Here is a 16054-nt window from a genome sequence, read left to right as displayed (position 1 = left end):
GGCGGTTTAGCGGCGAAGCACGCTCCGCCGGGGGTATCAGTTGGCGTTCTCCGCCGGCTTGTTACCGGTGAGAGGACGGCAAGGCAGCAGCAACGTGTTCATCAGCATTTCGGCCGGCAACGGCGCCGGCAGCTGGATTTCACACTGCGCCGCGCCGTTCCAGTGCACGCTCATGCGCTCGCCGGGGTTGAGGCCGGACAGGTAAACGCTGCCGCCGTCATTGATGATGCCGGTCTCCTGTTTGCGGGCATTCAGCACCGTGGCGCCAAACGGCGGCTCACTGCCGTCCGCCAGCTTGACGATCGCCATCGCCTTCTCGCCGGCAATCACCTCGAACTTGCGGTAGCCGATGGCGCCCTCGGTCAACGTGGCCTGCACCACGGAACGCGTCGCCTCGACGTTGTCGCCCAGGCTGTTGAGATCGATGCTGGCCTTGTTGCGGTAGTAGCTGTTCACATCCGCCACCACCGCCTTGCCATAACGGTTGGTCAGCACCGTACTGCCGTAGCCACGCACCGGCACGCCGGCGACGCCTTCGGTATCGAGCAGCAAGCGCGTGCCGCCCGGCGTATTGACCCGATGCAGCACCGCCCCTTCCGCCGCCATCGTCAGGCCGCCCTGCGCGCCGATGCCGACGGCGCTGTAGCGACCGGCCTGGTAGCTGGCGTTGGCGTTGATCTGCGCCATATCGCCCTGATGGCTGTAATACCCGCTGGCGGTCGCCCCACTGCGCGCGGCGCCCGCGCTGATCTGATAGTTGTTGTGTTCATCGACCCGGTTGTAGTAACCGACCCGATGAGCGTTCTCTTCACGATCGAGCGTCATGTTGTAACTGAGCGTCCCGGCGCTGCCCCAGGGCAGCGACAGCGACAGGTACATCCCGTCGTCGTTGCGCTCGTTGTAACGGTTGCGATAGGCCGACAGCGATACGCTGACGTTCTTGAAATCGCCGATATCGAAGTAGCGCGATACCATCAGGTTGTAACGATCGTTCGGCGCCCGATCCCAATAGGTTTGGTGGCTGTAGTTGAGATAGGTGCTGAGCCCCAGATCGCGGAACTGTTTGTTGAAGGTGATGGTGTACATCTCCTTGCTCTTGCCGCTGCGTCCCCCTTCGTAACGCGCATCGAGGTAGTCCCCCATGCTCATGAAGTCCTCCTGGGAGAAGCGGTAACCGGCGAAGGTGACCTGGCTGTCGTATTCATCGAAGTTCTTCGAATAGCTCAACCGATACGAACCGCCGGTAAGCGTGCCCTCCTGCGGCAAACGCGCGCGCGACTGCGTGGCGTCGAACGACAGCGCCCCCAGCGCCATCAGATCGCGCCCGATCCCCAGCGACAGCGCGTTGTAATCGCCGCCGGCGATGCCACCGCCGTACAGCGACCAGCCGTTGCTGATGCCCCAGGAGAACTCGCCGGTGCCGAACATCGGCCCGCGCAGGTGATGCCCCCACTCCGACGGTTTGCCCGTCGCCAGCTTGTAACGCACCGTGCCCGGGCGCGTCAGGTAAGGAATGTTGGCGGTGTTCATCTTGAACTCCTGCACACTGCCGTCCTGCTCTTCGACGCGCACGTCCAGCTCGCCGGAAACGGCGTCGTTGATGTCCTGAATGCGGAACGGCCCCGCCGCCACTTGCGTTTCATACAGCACGCGCCCTTGCTGGCTGACCACCACCTTGGCGTTGGTTTTCGCCACGCCGGTCACTTCCGGCGCATAGCCGCGCAGGTTGGGCGGCAACATGCTGTCGTCGGATCGCAGACTGACGCCGGTAAAGCGCAGGCTGTCGAAAATGTCGGAGTTCAGGTAATCCTCCCCGATCGTCAGCCGCGAACGCAGCGCCGGGATCGCCCGATAGGCGTAATAGCGGCTCCAGTCGAACTGTTTGTCAGTCGGCTGAGAAGATCCGGTCTGGTGGTTGAGGTTGGCCTGCCAGTCGGCGCGCAGGCGCCAGGCGCCCAGGTTGGCGCCGCCGGTGCCGTTGCCGCTCAGGCTGTAGCTGCTGCCGCCTTTCTGGTGCTTTTGCGTTTGGGCGTTGACGTTATAGTCAAACAGCAGCCCGGGAATACCGTCATCCCAGCGCGAAGGCGGATCCCAGTTTTCCGAGCTGTACTCCAGATAGGCCTGTGGGATGTTGAGATACAGCGCGGAACTGGCGAGATCGCCGCGCGCTTCCATCCCCGCCAGACTGGAGGCGTCAAGGCAGCGGCCGCCGTGTGTCCAGTTCAGCGTGCTTAACAGCTTTTCTTTCAGCCCCAGTTGGTTGACCAATGCCGGTGAAAGACAGGCTTCACTGCCTTTAGGCTCGTTCTCAGGCGCCAAAAACGTCACCGGCTGTTCCGGCAGGTCGTTCTTATTGACGTGCACCACCATGGTATAAACGCCCGGCATGATGTAGCCGCTGCGCGTAAATTGGCTCAGATCGATATTTTTACGATCGTTGATGTCTAATACGTCAGTATTGAATTGAATAACGTCGGCGGCATAGACCAACGCGATCGGATTTCCCAGAGAAAGGGCAACACAGAGCCCCAAAGCTTGAAGACGAAATAACTTCCCTGCCGGTGAAAGCATAATAAAAGTCCTTTCAATAACGAATTAACCGTCAGTACGAGAAAAAATCAAAAATAATCCAGCTTAAAACGCACTGTGGAAAAATACGCTCCCGCCTTCAACGGCTGATGATTCGGCATCAACGTCATGGAATAATTCAGCACTCTATTTCCCGGTATTATTCCTTCCATCGGTAAGGGTTTCCCTGGAATAACCGGCGTGCCGTTGCTGTCTTTTATCTTCAATGCGACGCCGCGCGCCTCGCCCTGTACGCCAAACAGAGCGCCTTCCGCATAACCATCAAACGTGACCTGAAAGAATTTCCAATCAGGTTTGTTTTCCGGCCGTTCCAAAATGCAGTTGACCAATTCAATACTGAAAGGTTTGGTCATCCCCTGGCCGTCACGAATGATCTGCCCGAGAGGAAGAGTGTCCATATCGATCGTCTGATCGCGGCTGCCGGCGGCAATGGCGCAGGCGGTGTCGATAATGGCGCCGTGCATACTGACCTTGCCCCACCCCTGCGCGGCGGAAGTTGCATAGCCGGGCGCAAACGCCAACGACGCCAAAAGAACGGCACCCGCTCGATTCCTTGGTAAAAACATCGCGACATTCCTTTGACAGGGAGATTCACCAGGCATGCGGCGAACCCCATGCCTGGTTGATTAAGCCTTCGGACTCACTTACTGATAAGCCAGGGTGAAATCGGCTACGGCGGTGAAGTCGCCCGGAACGATGGCGGCGGAAGCGCCTTCGCCCTGCAGGTAGGCGGCGAAATGCAGGGTGTTGTTGCCGGTGTTCAGAGTCTGCGCGGTAGTCGCTTCACCCAGTTTGATCGGCTGACCATTGTAAGAGATGGCTACGCCGGCGCCGCTGGCGGTGCCCGCGATGCCCAGCAGATCCTTATCGGTAGACGATGCTACGCCGCTGAAGGTTGTTTTAACGGTTTTCAGGGTGGTGATGTCGCACTGCTCCAGCTTGATTTCAAACGGACGCGGGTTGGATTTGCCGCCGTTTTTCAACGCCACGTTGGACACCTGGCCCAGATCAACGGTCTGATCGATCGACTCAGGCGCAATAGAGCATGGCGCATCAATAATAGAGCCCGTGAAGGTGACCTTACCGTGTCCCTGATCGGCTGCCTGTGCAAAAGAACTTGCGCCAAATGCAATCACTGCAGCCATCATGATTTTGTTAAGTTTCATAGAACCTATATTCCTTATAAGAAAAAATGCATATTCCAATCAAGAAAAAGAGCAACAGGAAACCTGCTCGCGCTTATATGTGCGCAGCCCTGATTCTTTAGCATCTTGCTAGTTGGTTAACTGCCAAAACCCAAAGGCACCGACAATAAAAAGTCGATAACGGTAAGTCTGCAGCGGCCCACCCATTAATGAATTCGTCCTATAAAAATAAACGAAATCACAACGAGCAGGGGCCAATACTTTCTAATCCGCCCTTCTTGTCCGGCGATGAATATTCTGGCAAATGCCTCTCAGCAAAAAAAGGCTTTTTTTGATCAAGGCGAACATTCGCAATTTATTTCCTAATTAAAGTTAATTTACTGTTATTTTTAGGCTCATAGATCGTAAAAAATACTTTTATAGAGCAATATCCTGTTTTTGAGAGATTCACAAGTAATCAGATCGCAAAGTGGCACTTTGTGAATATAATAAACCAAAATTTTAGGTTTCTGCGTGACGCCCCCCTGCCTGAACATAGGTGAAAACGGGGCGGGCAACGCCTTTTTTTTCAATCCTGATAAATAGATAGGAATTTTCTTTGTTCGCGTTTTACCTCGTTGTTGGTAGACGGCGAATGTTTGTTTTTTCTTAGGAATACGGCAATCGGAATACAGAGGAAGTGCTATGGAAGCGTTATCTCCGAAACAAAAGGAAATACGGCAATTGCAGCACGATCTGCTGCAAACATTATTCGCGCAATCGCCCCGTCAATGTCCCGTCGCCGGGCCGCCGCCACAGCAGCAGTGGCTCTCGACACGGCAACTGGCCAATGCCGTCAACGTCGGTGTTTACCGGGCTCGACGGCTGTTATTGGATCTTGTCGCCCGACAAGAAGTGATTGTGACGGACGGCTCCATCAACAACTCGTTGAGGTGGTATCCCACCGCGTTGTTAGGCGGTGGCGATAACAACGGCATACCCAACAAAGATGCATCTCACTCTCCTTTAACGGAATAAATATGGCCAGCCGGCCTGATTGGCAATATTTCATTGCGGAGTAACGCCGCACACCATTTATATATATCGGGATATTATCGTGAGAAAAACAGCCCTGCTATTTTTACGTTGCTGCCTGGCACTCTCTTTCTTCCTGCTGTTTGGCAACGCCAACGCATTTACTTGCCGCACGTCCGATGGCGGACTTATTCCCCCAGGGGGATCGGCCACGCCGGTTGACGTCCGGGTTCGCATCGGACCGCAGCTTTCTTATGGCAAAAACGAAATCGTCAACGTCAGCCAGGTCACCTGTAAAAACGACGTCGCGAGCTGGTACGACTATCTCAAAACCGATAGCCCGGCGCTGTCGATGAACGGCGCGATTTTTGGCTCGATCGGCAGCGGCACGACCATCAACGGCAGCGACTATAACTCCCCGGTGCCTGCCGGCATCAGCGTACTCAGCCTCACCGGCTTGCAGACCCAGTCTGTCGCCATCCGGGTCTATATCGTGTTGAACCGTTTCCCAACGCCGGACATCAAGGTGAATAAGGGTGATGTCATCGGCCAAATCAACTTTATTCAGACCAACGATCAACCGGGCTGCCCACAGTGCGGCGTTTATCGCTGGCGCCTGATCGCAGACAACGACGCCTATTTCGTCACCACCAGTTGCACCATCAACAACGGCCAGCAAATTAATGTCGATTTTGGTCAGATCCGCCAGGACTTCCTGACCCAGAGCGCCAACGACGCCCAGATCAAACAGGACAAAGCGCTCAGCTACCAGTGCGACGATCAGAGTGCGACGCAGGATATTCTGATCCGGATGGTCAGCGACGCCAGCGGCTTCTCCAGCGATTTTATCAAGACCACCAACCCTAACGTCGGCGTGGCCATGGTGCACAACGGCGCGGTGGTAAAGCCCAACAATGCCTTCAGAACGCGCATCGTCAACGGTCTGGGCAACGACACCGTCACCTTTGTGCCGGTGAAGAACAATGTCCCTTACACCAGCATCGCCACCGGTCCGCTGTCGGGCTCGGCCACGCTGATCTTCAGCGCACCTTGAGACGGGAGCCAGAATGAACATGACGATAAAAACGGGCTGCGCCCTGCTGTTGGCGCTGGAGTTGATTAGCTCGGCCGCTCAGGCCGCCGATCAGGGCACCAAAGTCAACATCACCGCCACCGTGGTGGCGCCTCCGCCTTGCGTGATCAACGACGGGCGCACCATCGATATCGACTTCGGCAAGGTCGGCATCAAACGCATCGACGGCAGCCGCTATATGCAACGCATCGATTACAGCATCAAATGCGAGTTTCTGGATAACAGCCGCCAGCTGAAAATGAAGATCATGGGCGGCGCGGCGGCCTTCGACGGCAGCGTGTTAACCAGCAGCGTCACTGGATTGGGCATCAAGCTGTTGGCCAACGGTAAGGCCTTCGCCATCAATACGCCGCTGGACATCGACTACGCCAATCCGCCGACGCTTGATGCGGTGCCGGTAAAAAACAGCGCCGTCACCCTGGCGGAAGGCGATTTCACCAGCGGCGCCACCATGCTGGTGGACTACTTTTAATCACCGCGCCGCAGAAACTCGCGAAAAAAAGCCGCAACGTCTCCGTTGCGGCTTGGTCGAGGATGGTGCGCCCGGGGCGCTCCTTACATCAGGCTATTCAGCCGAAGATCCCGCCGAACCACTGGCTCAGCTTCATCATCACCATATCCCAGATGCGGCTGAAGAAGTTGCCCTCTTTCACCTCTTGCATCACCACCAGCGGGTGCTGTTCGATGGTTTTGCCGTCCAGCTGGAAATCGATGGTGCCGACCACCTGGTTTTTCGCCAGCGGCGCTTCCAGCGTCGGTTGGGTCAGCTTGTAGCTGGCCTTCAGGTTTTTCATCTGCCCTTTCGGAATGGTGACCGAGGCGTCTTTCGCCACGCCAAGCGGCACTTCGCTGACGTCGCCGAACCACACTTTCTGGGTGACGAACGGTTTATCGGCCTTGATCGGCGTCGCGGTTTCATAGAAGCGGAAGCCCCAGGTCAGCAGCTTTTCGCTTTCGCTAAAGCGCACGCGATCGCTCGGCGCGCCTAAAACCACCGAGATCAGACGCATCGGTCCGTCGGTAGCGGACGCCACCAGGTTGTGGCCGGCGCCGCTGGTGTAACCGGTCTTGATACCGTCGACGTTCAGGTTGCTGCTCCACAGCAGACGGTTGCGGTTAATCTGGCGGATCTTGTTGAAGGTGAACTCTTTCTCTTTATGCAGCGCGTATTCGTCCGGCACGTCGCGGATCAGCGCCTGACTCAACAGCGCCATGTCGCGCGCGGTGCTGTACTGCCCTTCCGCATCCAGGCCGTGCACCGTCAGGAAGTGGGTATTCTGCAGGCCCAGGGATTTGGCGTAGTTGTTCATCAGGCCGACGAACGAATCCTGGCTGCCCGCCACGTAGTCCGCCAGCGCGATGCTGGCGTCGTTGCCGGACTGGATCACGATGCCCTTATTCAGTTCCAGCACCGGCACCTGATCGCCCGGCTTGATGAACATCAGCGAAGAGCCGCGCAGCGCCGGGTTACCGGGCGCCCAGGCGTCTTTGCCGACGGTGACCATGTCTTCCGGCTTGATCTTGCCGGCCTTGATCGCCTGGCCGATCACGTAGCTGGACATGATCTTGGTCAGGCTGGCGGGATCGAGACGCGTATCGGCATTGCCTTCGGTCAGCACTTTGCCGCTGTTGTAATCCATCAGAATGAAGGCCTTGGCGTCTACCTGCGGCGGCGCCGGCGGCTCGGCCGCGTGTACGGCCGGGGTGGCCAGCAACAGGATGCCTACGCTGAAGGTCAGTTTTTTCAGGGAAGTGGATAAGTTTTTTTTCATCATGACGTCGCCAGAGTGTCCATTCAAAACCATTGAAATAGCGTTAACTTTCAAACATGTTCACGTTTTAAGCCAACCAGCGAGAGTGGCCCGGTGCGCGCGTGCCGGCCGCAACCCCCTGCGGCGCCCGTAGCGGGTAACACAACACACCGAAAATGCCCTTGCTGTGAGTTTATGTGATTTATCTTATTTTTGCAGGGTTTAGCGTGAATTTTCAGCATTTTTACATAACTGTACGCAGGCACGCATTTATCGTTCAAAAAAGCATCGAGACGCGCACTTTCGCCCCCATCCACGGCTAAACGGCCAAGCATCTGCACCGCTAAACATCTGCGCTTCCATACGTCTAAAAAAGATTAATATATTCCATAATGGCATATAGAACCGTTATTTGTTCTTTTTAAAGCGCTTATCCTCAGCGCTATCATCCGCACAACGACTTTTATACCGAATAATCCTGGAGATGAGTCATGGCGATCCCCCATTCCGTCATCGAGATGATTGGCAATACCCCGATGTTGGAACTGACCCAGTTTGATACCGGCCCGTGCCGGCTGTTCGTCAAGCTGGAGAACCAAAACCCCGGCGGTTCGATCAAAGACCGCGTGGCGCTGTCGATGATCGAGCAGGCCGAGCGCGACGGCAAACTGCAGCCGGGCGGCACCATCATCGAAGCCACCGCCGGCAATACCGGCCTGGGGTTGGCGCTGGTGGCGGCGCTGAAAGGCTATAAGCTGCTGCTGGTGGTGCCGGACAAGATGAGCCGCGAAAAGATCTTCCACCTGCGCGCGCTGGGGGTAGAGGTGTTGCTGACCCGTTCGGACGTCGGCAAGGGGCACCCGGCTTATTATCAGGATTACGCTAAACGCCTGGCCGGGGAGATCCCCGGCGCCTTTTATATCGATCAGTTCAACAACCCGGCCAACCCGGCGGCCCATACCACCACCACCGCGCCCGAACTGTGGCGGCAGATGGATCATGACGTGGACGCCATCGTGGTCGGCGTCGGTTCCGGCGGCACGCTGGGCGGGTTGAGCCGCTATTTCTCCGAGGTTTCGCCGCAGACGGAATTCGTGCTGGCCGACCCTGCCGGCTCTATCCTGGCGGACTATCTCGACCACGGCCAAATCGGCGAAGCGGGCAGTTGGCTGGTGGAAGGCATCGGCGAAGACTTCGTCCCGCCGCTCAGCGACTTTGACCAGGTGCGCCACGCTTACCGCATCGGCGATGAAGAAGCCTTCACCACCGCGCGCGATCTGCTGCGCAAGGAAGGCGTGCTGGCGGGCTCCTCCACCGGCACCCTGCTGGCCGCCGCTCTGCGTTACTGCCGCGCGCAAACCGAACCCAAGCGGGTCGTGACCTTCGTTTGCGACAGCGGCAACAAATACCTGTCTAAAATGTATAACGACCACTGGATGCTGGAGCAGGGCCTGCTGAGCAAACCGCAGCACGGCGATCTCCGCGATCTGATCGCTTATCGCCACGACGAAGGCGCCGCCGTTTCCGCCGCGCCGGACGACACGCTGGCGATCGTGCACGCCCGCATGCGGCTGTACGACATCTCGCAGCTACCGGTGCTGGAAGGCGATCGGGTGGTCGGATTGATCGATGAGTGGGATCTGCTGAACGCCGTCCAGGCCGACGCCGCCCACTTCAGCCTGCCGGCCGGCAGCGCGATGACCAAGCAGGTCCAGACGCTGCAAAAGGAAGCCGGCTACGAGGAATTACAGGCCACCTTCAACCATGGCCACGTCGCGGTGGTGCTCGACGGCGAGCGCTTCCTCGGCCTGATTACCCGCACAGACGTGCTTAACGCCTGGCGCCAAAAATTACGTTAATAAGGACCCATTATGGCCAAGTTTGATACGTTGACCGTTCACGCCGGTTACACCCCGGACGCGACCGGCGCAGTGATGCCGGCGATTTACGCCACCTCCACCTACGCCCAACCGGCACCGGGCGAACATACCGGCTACGAATACTCCCGCAGCGCCAACCCGACGCGCACCGCGCTGGAAAGCGCCATCGCCGAACTGGAAGGCGGCAGCCGCGGCTACGCCTTCGCCTCCGGTCTGGCGGCCTGCTCCACGGTGCTGGAGCTGCTCGATAAAGACAGCCACCTGATCGCGGTAGACGACCTGTACGGCGGCACCTATCGCCTGCTGGAAAAAGTGCGCAGCCGCACCGCCGGCCTGCGCGTGACTTACGTGTCGCCGGCGGATCTCGCCGGGCTGGAACAGGCGATCGAGCCGGATACCAAAATGATCTGGGTCGAAACGCCGACCAACCCGCTGCTCAAGCTGGCGGATCTGAGCGCCATCGCCGCGATCGCCAAAAAGCATCAGCTCATCAGCGTGGCGGACAACACCTTCGCCTCGCCGTATCTGCAACGTCCGCTGGATCTGGGCTTTGACGTGGTGGTGCACTCCGCCACCAAATACCTTAACGGCCACTCCGATGTGGTGGCGGGCGTCGCGGCGGTGGGGAATAACCCGGCGCTGGCGGAACAGCTCGGTTTCCTGCAAAACGCGGTCGGCGGCATTCTCGATCCGTTCAGCAGCTTCCTGACGCTGCGCGGCATTCGCACTCTGGCACTGCGCATGCAGCGCCACAGCGACAGCGCGCTGCGCATCGCCCAGTGGCTGGAGAGCCAGCCGCAGGTGGAAAACGTCTATTACCCCGGCCTGCCGAGCCATCCGCAGCATGAGCTGGCGGCGCGCCAGATGACGCGCTTCGGCGGCATGATCTCGGTACGGCTGAAAGGCGACGACGCCTATGCGCGCCGGGTCATCCAGCGTTCGCGCCTGTTCACCCTGGCGGAAAGCCTGGGCGGCGTGGAAAGCCTGATCAGCCAGCCATTCAGCATGACGCACGCCTCCATTCCGCTGGAACAGCGCCTGGAAACCGGCATCACGCCGCAGCTGGTGCGCCTGTCGGTAGGGATCGAGGATGTGGAAGATCTGATCGCCGATCTGCAGCAGGCGCTGGCGGAATAATCACCGCATCAGCGCACCATCAGCCCGGCCGACGCGCCGGGCTTTTTTACGCCCGGCGTTCAGACGCCGATGACGTCCTGATAAAAACGGTGCGCCACATCGGGGTGAGAGCGGATGCGCCCTTTCAGGTAATTGTCGCCCACGTCGCGAAACAGCGGGTTGAGCGGATCGCTGGCCGGGCCGCGCGCCTGCGCCGCCAGCTGCGGCGGCAGTTGATACAGCGGCACCACCGCGTCCAGCCGCGCGCCGAGGAAGAAAGCGATCGACAACCTGTCGCGCCCCGCCGGCGGCGTTTCCACCCGGTGCACCGTGGCGCGCAGGTAGCCGTTGGTCGCCAGCTCCAGCAGCTCGCCGATGTTCACCACGAAGGTGTCTTCACGCGGCTGCGCGTCTATCCATTGCCCTTCGCTCACCTCTACCTGCAGCCCTTTTTGCGCGTCCTGCAGCAAAAAGCTGAGAAACCCGGAGTCCTTGTGCGCGCCGACGCCCTGTGCGCTGCCGGTGGCGTCCCGCCCCGGGTAGCGGATCAGTTTGATGTGCTCGTTGGGCTTCTCGCCGTACAAACGATCGAACGCCTGCTCCGGCAGCGACAGCGCCAAAGCGAAAGCGCGCAGCAGCCGCAGCGACATGGCGGTCATGGCCTGTTGCCACTGCAGCAGCAGCGGTTTCAGCGTCGGCAGCGCCGCCGGCCACTGGTTTGGCCCCTGCAGGCGTGCCCAGCGCGGCGTGTCATCAGACAGCGTCAGCGCCGGGCGTTCGGCGCCGATATCGAACTGCTCGCGCCAGTCAGGCTGCCCGCGCGTGAGTTCCGCCGCCGCCCGGTTGTAACCGCGAAAGTGCGGCGAATGCACCATCTGCACCGCCAGCTTGTCGGCTTCCGGCAGGGCGAAGAATTGCCGCGCGGCGTGCTGCAGCCGCGCATTCAGCGCGCCGTCCACGCCGTGGCCGCGCAGATAGAAAAAACCGACGTCGCGGGCCGCCGCGCGCAGATCGTCGAGAAAGGCGCGCCGTTGGCGCGCATCACCGTCAAGCTGCGAAAGATCCAGCAGCGGCAGCGTCTTCTGCGTCGTCAGATGCGTCATCATGCGGTTCCTCTTCTTCCCCGATCACGATCGGGCTGCCATACAGGCGAATAATCAACATTGTCACTCCCCAGCGGGTAGCTGCATTTGCTTCATAGTTATCACCGCGCTCGCCGGAGCGGCCAATATTGTTGCGTTCTAAGTTATGCAAACGTTCAACAAACTGTCGCAAAACCGTCATCAATGTTTCTTATGCTCTGCGCAATTTCGCCGACGCCGCTGGCTGGCGATGTGCGCTATCCGCTATCCTGTAAACGACCTCATACCCTGCCTGCCGGAGAAATACTGATGGATTTAGCCTTATTCGACCTGGATGAAACCCTGATTGACGATGACAGTGCCAGCCTGTGGATCCGCTGGCTGGTCGGCCAGGGGTTCGCGCCGGCGGAGCTGGAACTGCAGGAGCAGCAGCTGATGCAGCTCTACTATCAGGGCAAGCTGTCGATGGAGGACTACATGCAGGCCACGCTGGCGCCGTTGGCCGGCCTGAGCGTGCAAACCGTGGCCGGCTGGGTGCAGCGTTACATCCGCCGCGACATCCTGCCGCGCGTCTATCCCGCCGCCCGTGAACGCCTGCAGTGGCACCGCGAACGCGGCGACTGCATCCTGGTGATCTCCGCCACCGGCGAGCATCTGGTGGCGCCGATCGCCGAACAGCTCGGCGCCGACGATGCGCTGGCGATCGGCGTGGAAATCAGCGATGGCCGCTTCACCGGCAACACCTACGGCACCATGACCTATCAACAGGGCAAGGTGATCCGCCTGCAGCACTGGCTGGCGCAGCACCCGCACCTGAAGTTCGAGCACAGCCACGGCTACAGCGACTCTCTCAATGACAAGGCGATGCTGCAATTCGTCGACAGCGCCACGGTGATCAACCCCGACAGCGAACTGAGCGCGCTGGCGGCGGAGCGCGGCTGGGAAGTGTGCCGCTGGGAACGCTGAGCGGCAGACAAAAAGTGCCCTGCGGTGTGACAAAAAGCGCGTTGTGGCGTAGGTATAGAGGGTCCTTATTATCCGCTAACGGAGTTATCCCATGCTGACCATTTGGGGTCGTGAGAATTCGAACAACGTCAGGAAGGTGCTGTGGTGCGCCGCCGAATTGGGGCTCAACTACACCCACATCAACGCCGGCGGGGCGTTCGGCAAAGTCAACGAAGAGAGTTACCGCGCGTTGAACCCGAACGGCCTGGTGCCGCTGCTGCAGGACGATGACTTCGTGCTGTGGGAGTCCAACACCATCGTGCGCTACCTGGCGGCGAAATTCGGCGACGCGACGTTCTATCCGCAAGATCTGCAGGCGCGCGCCGCCGCCGAGAAATGGATGGACTGGACCACCTCGACGATTGTCCCGGCCTTCACCATCGTCTTTTGGGGCCTGATACGCACCGCGCCGGAGCTGCGCGACATGGCGAAAATCGAAACGGCGATCGCCACGCTGGAAAAACACTTCGACGTCATCGAACAGACGCTGGCGCACCAGCCTTACCTCTCCGGCGGCGCGTTCGGTTTCGGCGATATCCCGCTCGGCAGCTTCGCCTACGCCTGGTTCGAAATGCCGATCGCCCGCCGCCCGCGGCCGAACATGGAGCGCTGGTATCAGCAACTGCGCGCACGCCCGGCCTACCAGCGCGGCGTGATGAGCGCACTCACCTGACGCGTGCGGGGCGTTACGACGCCCCGACCTTCAGCAGCTTGCCGTCCCGTTCGTCCGTCAGCAGATACAGGTAACCATCCGGCCCGCTGCGCACCTCGCGGATGCGTTCGCCGCGATCGCCCAGCAGCCGCTCTTCCGCCACCACCTTGTCCCCCTTCAGCGTCAGGCGAATCAGTGCCTTTTGCGCCAGTGCGCCGATGAACAGCGAGTGCCGCCAGGCGGGGAAGCGCTGCCCATCATAGAACGCCATGCCGCTGAGGCCGGGCGAAACCCGCCAATAGTGGAGCGGTTGTTCGGTGCCGGGCACCCGCTCCCCTTTCGCCTCGGGGATCGGCTGGCCGGAATAGTTGATGCCGTAGGTGGCCAGCGGCCAGCCGTAGTTTTTACCCGGCAGCGGGATGTTGAGCTCATCGCCGCCGCGCGGGCCGTGCTCATGCTCCCAGATTGCGCCACTCCACGGGTTCAACGCCAGCCCTTGCGGATTGCGATGGCCGTAAGACCAAACCTCCGGGCGTTTACCTGCCTGGCCGACCCAGGGGTTGTCCGGCGGCACGGCGCCCTCGGCGGTCAGCCGCACCAGTTTGCCCTGCAGTTTGTCGGTCTCTTGCGCCGTCGGCCGCTGATTGTTTTCGCCCAGCGTGATAAACAGGTAGCCTTGCCGATCAAACGCCAATTTGCCGCCGAAGTGATTGCCGACCGACAGCTTGGGCTGCTGACGGAAGATCACCTTAAAGTTTTCCAGCCGCGCGCCATCGTCGCTCAGGCGGCCATAGCCGACCGCCGTGCCGGCTTTGCCGCCCTCGCCCGGTTCGGCGAAGCTGAGATACACCCGGCGGCTGGCGGCGAAATCGGGCGCCGGCAGCACCTCCAGCAGGCCGCCCTGCCCTTCGGCGTAGACCTGCGGCACACCGGCGATCGGCGGCGACAGTCCTTTATCCTGCTGCCACAGCCGCAGCCGGCCGGGCCGTTCGGTGATAAGCAGGCCTTGTTCCGCCGGCAAGAAGGCCAGCGACCAAGGGTGTTCCAGGCCGTCCTGCAATTGGCTGACCGTCGGCGCGGCGTGCGCCAGGCCGCTGCACAGCAGCAAACCGGCCAGCAGAGTCAATCGGGACATGGCGTCCTCCTGAAGATAAAATGACCCGTTTAGTGTAGCCCACTCAGCGGCCGCGGTCGTTTGCATTACATTTCAACGGGTTGCCTTTTAGCCGCCATGTGCTTAAGTTAATCCATTACCCAGGAGGAAAAATGGACATTACCGTTACCGACGCGATCGACGAACAAACCCTCGATGCGATCAGGCAAGGCCTGCGCGCTTACAACCTGCCGCATATCGACGCCAGCCACCGCAAGCCGCTCAGCGTCTATGCGCGCGACGAAGCCGGCGCGGTGATCGGCGGCCTGACCGCCGAAACCTGGGGCAACTGGCTGAGCGTCGAGTGGCTATGGGTGGCGGATACCCAGCGCGGCAGCGGCCTCGGCGGTCGGCTGATGCGCGCCGCCGAGCACGAGGCGCAGGCGCGCGGCTGCCGCTACGCCCGCCTCGACACCTTCAGCTTTCAGGCGCGGCCGTTCTACGAAAAGCTCGGCTATCAGCTGCAAATGACGCTGAAAGAGTATCCGGTAGAACATGAGTGTTATTTACTTACCAAAACGCTGACTGATTAATGGATGGACGGATGGACAGCAAAAGCATGGTGGTGAACTGTGTAGCGTACAAAGCCGGCCAACGGCTGGGCGAAGTGACCATCGACGATATCAGTGAGGTGGTCAAACAGCCCGACACCTTCATCTGGCTGGGATTAAGGCAGCCGGAGCCGGCGTTTATGCGCAAGGTGCAGGCGGAGTTCGGGCTGCACGATTTGGCGATCGAAGACGCGCTGTGCGCGCACCAGCGGCCGAAGCTGGAGACCTACGGCGACTCGCTGTTCATCGTGGTGAAAACCGCGCAGTGGGGCGAGCACGACGAAATCGAATACGGCGAAACCCACTTCTTCGTCGGCAAAAACTTTCTGGTGACGGTGCGCCACGGCGCTTCGCCCAGTTACGCGCCGATCCGCGCCAAGGCGGAAGAGAACCACAAGCAGATGTGCCGCGGGCCGGGCTTCGCCCTCTATTCGGTGTTGGACTTCGTGGTGGATAACTACCGCAGCGTGGTGGCGCGCTTCGAGAGCACCATCGAGAACATTGAAGCCAACATGTTTCAGTCAGAGTTCGATCAGGCGGCGATCGAGAACGTCTATACCCTGCGCCGCCATCTGCTGGCGCTGCGCAACGCCGCGCTGCCGATGGATGAAATTTGCAACCAGCTGATCCGCCTGCACGAAGAGGTGATCCCGAAAGAGCTGCGCGCCTACGTGCGCGACGTGCAAGATCACGCCCATCAGGTGGTCAGCAATATCGACGACATGCGCGAAATGCTGACCAACGCCATGCACGTCAACCTGGCGCTGGTGACGGTCAAACAAAACGAAGTGGTGAAACGGCTGGCGGGTTGGGGGGCAATCTTGGCCATCCCGACGGTGGTCTTCAGCCTGTACGGGATGAACTTCGCCGACATGCCGGAACTGAAGTTCCCGTGGGCCTATCACGCCACGCTGGGAGTGACCGCCGTCGGCTGCATTTTCCTGTATCAGAAACTGAAGAAATCGGGCTGGCTGTAAGCGCCAGAACGGCGCTTTTCCCGCCGACGAAAACGATCGCGGGGCG

16 protein-coding genes are annotated in these 16054 nt (G+C 59.9%); 9 read left to right on the top strand and 7 right to left on the bottom strand.

Annotated elements, in window-relative coordinates:
- Positions 1-36: 36 nt before the first annotated feature.
- From CPH57_RS04810 to CPH57_RS04800, 3 genes are all read right to left on the bottom strand, one after another.
- Complete coding sequence (locus tag CPH57_RS04810; protein WP_096242095.1) at positions 37-2571, bottom strand: outer membrane usher protein; 2535 nt, start codon at positions 2569-2571, stop codon at positions 37-39.
- A gap of 47 nt (positions 2572-2618) precedes the next feature.
- Positions 2619-3155, bottom strand: coding sequence for a fimbrial protein (locus tag CPH57_RS04805; protein ID WP_033642500.1), 537 nt, complete (start codon positions 3153-3155; stop codon positions 2619-2621).
- A gap of 78 nt (positions 3156-3233) precedes the next feature.
- Positions 3234-3755, bottom strand: a complete 522-nt coding sequence (locus tag CPH57_RS04800) for a fimbrial protein (protein WP_025302212.1) — start codon at positions 3753-3755, stop codon at positions 3234-3236.
- A 663-nt stretch (positions 3756-4418) separates the two neighbouring features.
- Here CPH57_RS04800 and CPH57_RS04795 point away from each other — a divergent pair.
- The 3 genes from CPH57_RS04795 to CPH57_RS04785 all read left to right on the top strand — a co-directional run bounded on the left by CPH57_RS04795 (position 4419) and on the right by CPH57_RS04785 (position 6313).
- A complete protein-coding gene (locus CPH57_RS04795) occupies positions 4419-4751 on the top strand; it encodes a hypothetical protein (protein WP_046686743.1) in 333 nt (110 codons plus the stop codon).
- Positions 4752-4983: 232 nt separating this feature from the next.
- Positions 4984-5802, top strand: a complete 819-nt coding sequence (locus CPH57_RS04790) for a fimbrial protein (protein WP_033633691.1) — start codon at positions 4984-4986, stop codon at positions 5800-5802.
- A gap of 19 nt (positions 5803-5821) precedes the next feature.
- Positions 5822-6313, top strand: a complete 492-nt coding sequence (locus CPH57_RS04785; protein WP_033650769.1) for a fimbrial protein — start codon at positions 5822-5824, stop codon at positions 6311-6313.
- 97 nt (positions 6314-6410) lie between these two features.
- On the opposite strand, the gene CPH57_RS04780 is transcribed toward CPH57_RS04785, so the two are convergent.
- Positions 6411-7616, bottom strand: coding sequence for a serine hydrolase (locus CPH57_RS04780; RefSeq protein ID WP_172428002.1), 1206 nt, complete (start codon positions 7614-7616; stop codon positions 6411-6413).
- A gap of 467 nt (positions 7617-8083) precedes the next feature.
- Here CPH57_RS04780 and CPH57_RS04775 point away from each other — a divergent pair, with 467 nt between their 5' ends.
- A complete protein-coding gene (locus tag CPH57_RS04775; RefSeq protein ID WP_033642499.1) occupies positions 8084-9451 on the top strand; it encodes a cystathionine beta-synthase in 1368 nt (455 codons plus the stop codon).
- A gap of 12 nt (positions 9452-9463) precedes the next feature.
- Entirely contained in the window at positions 9464-10609 is a 1146-nt protein-coding gene (locus tag CPH57_RS04770) for a PLP-dependent aspartate aminotransferase family protein (protein ID WP_033642498.1), read from the top strand.
- 59 nt (positions 10610-10668) lie between these two features.
- Here the strand turns inward: CPH57_RS04770 and CPH57_RS04765 are convergent, their stop codons facing one another.
- Both CPH57_RS04765 and CPH57_RS24265 read right to left on the bottom strand, forming a co-directional pair.
- Complete coding sequence (locus tag CPH57_RS04765) at positions 10669-11691, bottom strand: isopenicillin N synthase family oxygenase (protein ID WP_033644235.1); 1023 nt, start codon at positions 11689-11691, stop codon at positions 10669-10671.
- On the bottom strand, positions 11636-11872 hold the full coding sequence (locus CPH57_RS24265) for a hypothetical protein (RefSeq protein ID WP_071845076.1): 237 nt from the start codon (positions 11870-11872) through the stop codon (positions 11636-11638). The genes CPH57_RS04765 and CPH57_RS24265 overlap by 56 nt, the downstream gene beginning before the upstream one ends.
- A 107-nt stretch (positions 11873-11979) precedes the next feature.
- Between CPH57_RS24265 and CPH57_RS04760 the strand changes: the two genes are divergently transcribed.
- Together CPH57_RS04760 and CPH57_RS04755 are read left to right on the top strand one after the other, a co-directional pair.
- Positions 11980-12636 carry an HAD family phosphatase gene (locus CPH57_RS04760; RefSeq protein WP_033642497.1) on the top strand — a complete coding sequence of 219 codons (657 nt, stop codon included), beginning with the start codon at positions 11980-11982 and terminating at the stop codon, positions 12634-12636.
- 91 nt (positions 12637-12727) lie between these two features.
- Positions 12728-13348, top strand: a complete 621-nt coding sequence (locus tag CPH57_RS04755) for a glutathione S-transferase family protein (protein WP_033642496.1) — start codon at positions 12728-12730, stop codon at positions 13346-13348.
- Positions 13349-13361: 13 nt separating this feature from the next.
- Here the strand turns inward: CPH57_RS04755 and CPH57_RS04750 are convergent, their stop codons facing one another.
- On the bottom strand, positions 13362-14462 hold the full coding sequence (locus CPH57_RS04750; protein WP_047024971.1) for a PQQ-dependent sugar dehydrogenase: 1101 nt from the start codon (positions 14460-14462) through the stop codon (positions 13362-13364).
- A 131-nt stretch (positions 14463-14593) separates the two neighbouring features.
- Here CPH57_RS04750 and CPH57_RS04745 point away from each other — a divergent pair, with 131 nt between their 5' ends.
- Together CPH57_RS04745 and CPH57_RS04740 are read left to right on the top strand one after the other, a co-directional pair.
- Entirely contained in the window at positions 14594-15013 is a 420-nt protein-coding gene (locus CPH57_RS04745) for a GNAT family N-acetyltransferase (protein WP_033642494.1), read from the top strand.
- An 11-nt stretch (positions 15014-15024) separates the two neighbouring features.
- Positions 15025-16008: a magnesium and cobalt transport protein CorA gene (locus CPH57_RS04740; protein ID WP_089196831.1), complete on the top strand. Its 984-nt coding sequence runs from the start codon at positions 15025-15027 to the stop codon at positions 16006-16008.
- The last annotated feature ends 46 nt before the right edge of the window (positions 16009-16054 follow it).

The sequence above is a fragment of the Serratia sp. JKS000199 genome (assembly GCF_900215455.1).
Lineage (GTDB): Bacteria > Pseudomonadota > Gammaproteobacteria > Enterobacterales > Enterobacteriaceae > Serratia > Serratia ureilytica.
The sequence above is the reverse complement of the archived record's forward strand: the minus strand, read 5'-3'. Positions and strand labels throughout refer to the sequence as shown.

What these genes read in the sequence shown, in the direction of transcription:
- CPH57_RS24265 (WP_071845076.1), bottom strand. Translation starts at nt 11,872, where the DNA reads ATGACGGTTTTGCGACAGTTTGTTGAACGTTTGCATAACTTAGAACGC.
- CPH57_RS04745 (WP_033642494.1), top strand. Translation starts at nt 14,594, where the DNA reads ATGGACATTACCGTTACCGACGCGATCGACGAACAAACCCTCGATGCG.
- CPH57_RS04780 (WP_172428002.1), bottom strand. Translation starts at nt 7,616, where the DNA reads ATGATGAAAAAAAACTTATCCACTTCCCTGAAAAAACTGACCTTCAGC.
- CPH57_RS04765 (WP_033644235.1), bottom strand. Translation starts at nt 11,691, where the DNA reads ATGACGCATCTGACGACGCAGAAGACGCTGCCGCTGCTGGATCTTTCG.
- CPH57_RS04740 (WP_089196831.1), top strand. Translation starts at nt 15,025, where the DNA reads ATGGACAGCAAAAGCATGGTGGTGAACTGTGTAGCGTACAAAGCCGGC.
- CPH57_RS04775 (WP_033642499.1), top strand. Translation starts at nt 8,084, where the DNA reads ATGGCGATCCCCCATTCCGTCATCGAGATGATTGGCAATACCCCGATG.
- CPH57_RS04800 (WP_025302212.1), bottom strand. Translation starts at nt 3,755, where the DNA reads ATGAAACTTAACAAAATCATGATGGCTGCAGTGATTGCATTTGGCGCA.
- CPH57_RS04810 (WP_096242095.1), bottom strand. Translation starts at nt 2,571, where the DNA reads ATGCTTTCACCGGCAGGGAAGTTATTTCGTCTTCAAGCTTTGGGGCTC.
- CPH57_RS04805 (WP_033642500.1), bottom strand. Translation starts at nt 3,155, where the DNA reads ATGTTTTTACCAAGGAATCGAGCGGGTGCCGTTCTTTTGGCGTCGTTG.
- CPH57_RS04750 (WP_047024971.1), bottom strand. Translation starts at nt 14,462, where the DNA reads ATGTCCCGATTGACTCTGCTGGCCGGTTTGCTGCTGTGCAGCGGCCTG.
- CPH57_RS04785 (WP_033650769.1), top strand. Translation starts at nt 5,822, where the DNA reads ATGACGATAAAAACGGGCTGCGCCCTGCTGTTGGCGCTGGAGTTGATT.
- CPH57_RS04760 (WP_033642497.1), top strand. Translation starts at nt 11,980, where the DNA reads ATGGATTTAGCCTTATTCGACCTGGATGAAACCCTGATTGACGATGAC.
- CPH57_RS04795 (WP_046686743.1), top strand. Translation starts at nt 4,419, where the DNA reads ATGGAAGCGTTATCTCCGAAACAAAAGGAAATACGGCAATTGCAGCAC.
- CPH57_RS04755 (WP_033642496.1), top strand. Translation starts at nt 12,728, where the DNA reads ATGCTGACCATTTGGGGTCGTGAGAATTCGAACAACGTCAGGAAGGTG.
- CPH57_RS04770 (WP_033642498.1), top strand. Translation starts at nt 9,464, where the DNA reads ATGGCCAAGTTTGATACGTTGACCGTTCACGCCGGTTACACCCCGGAC.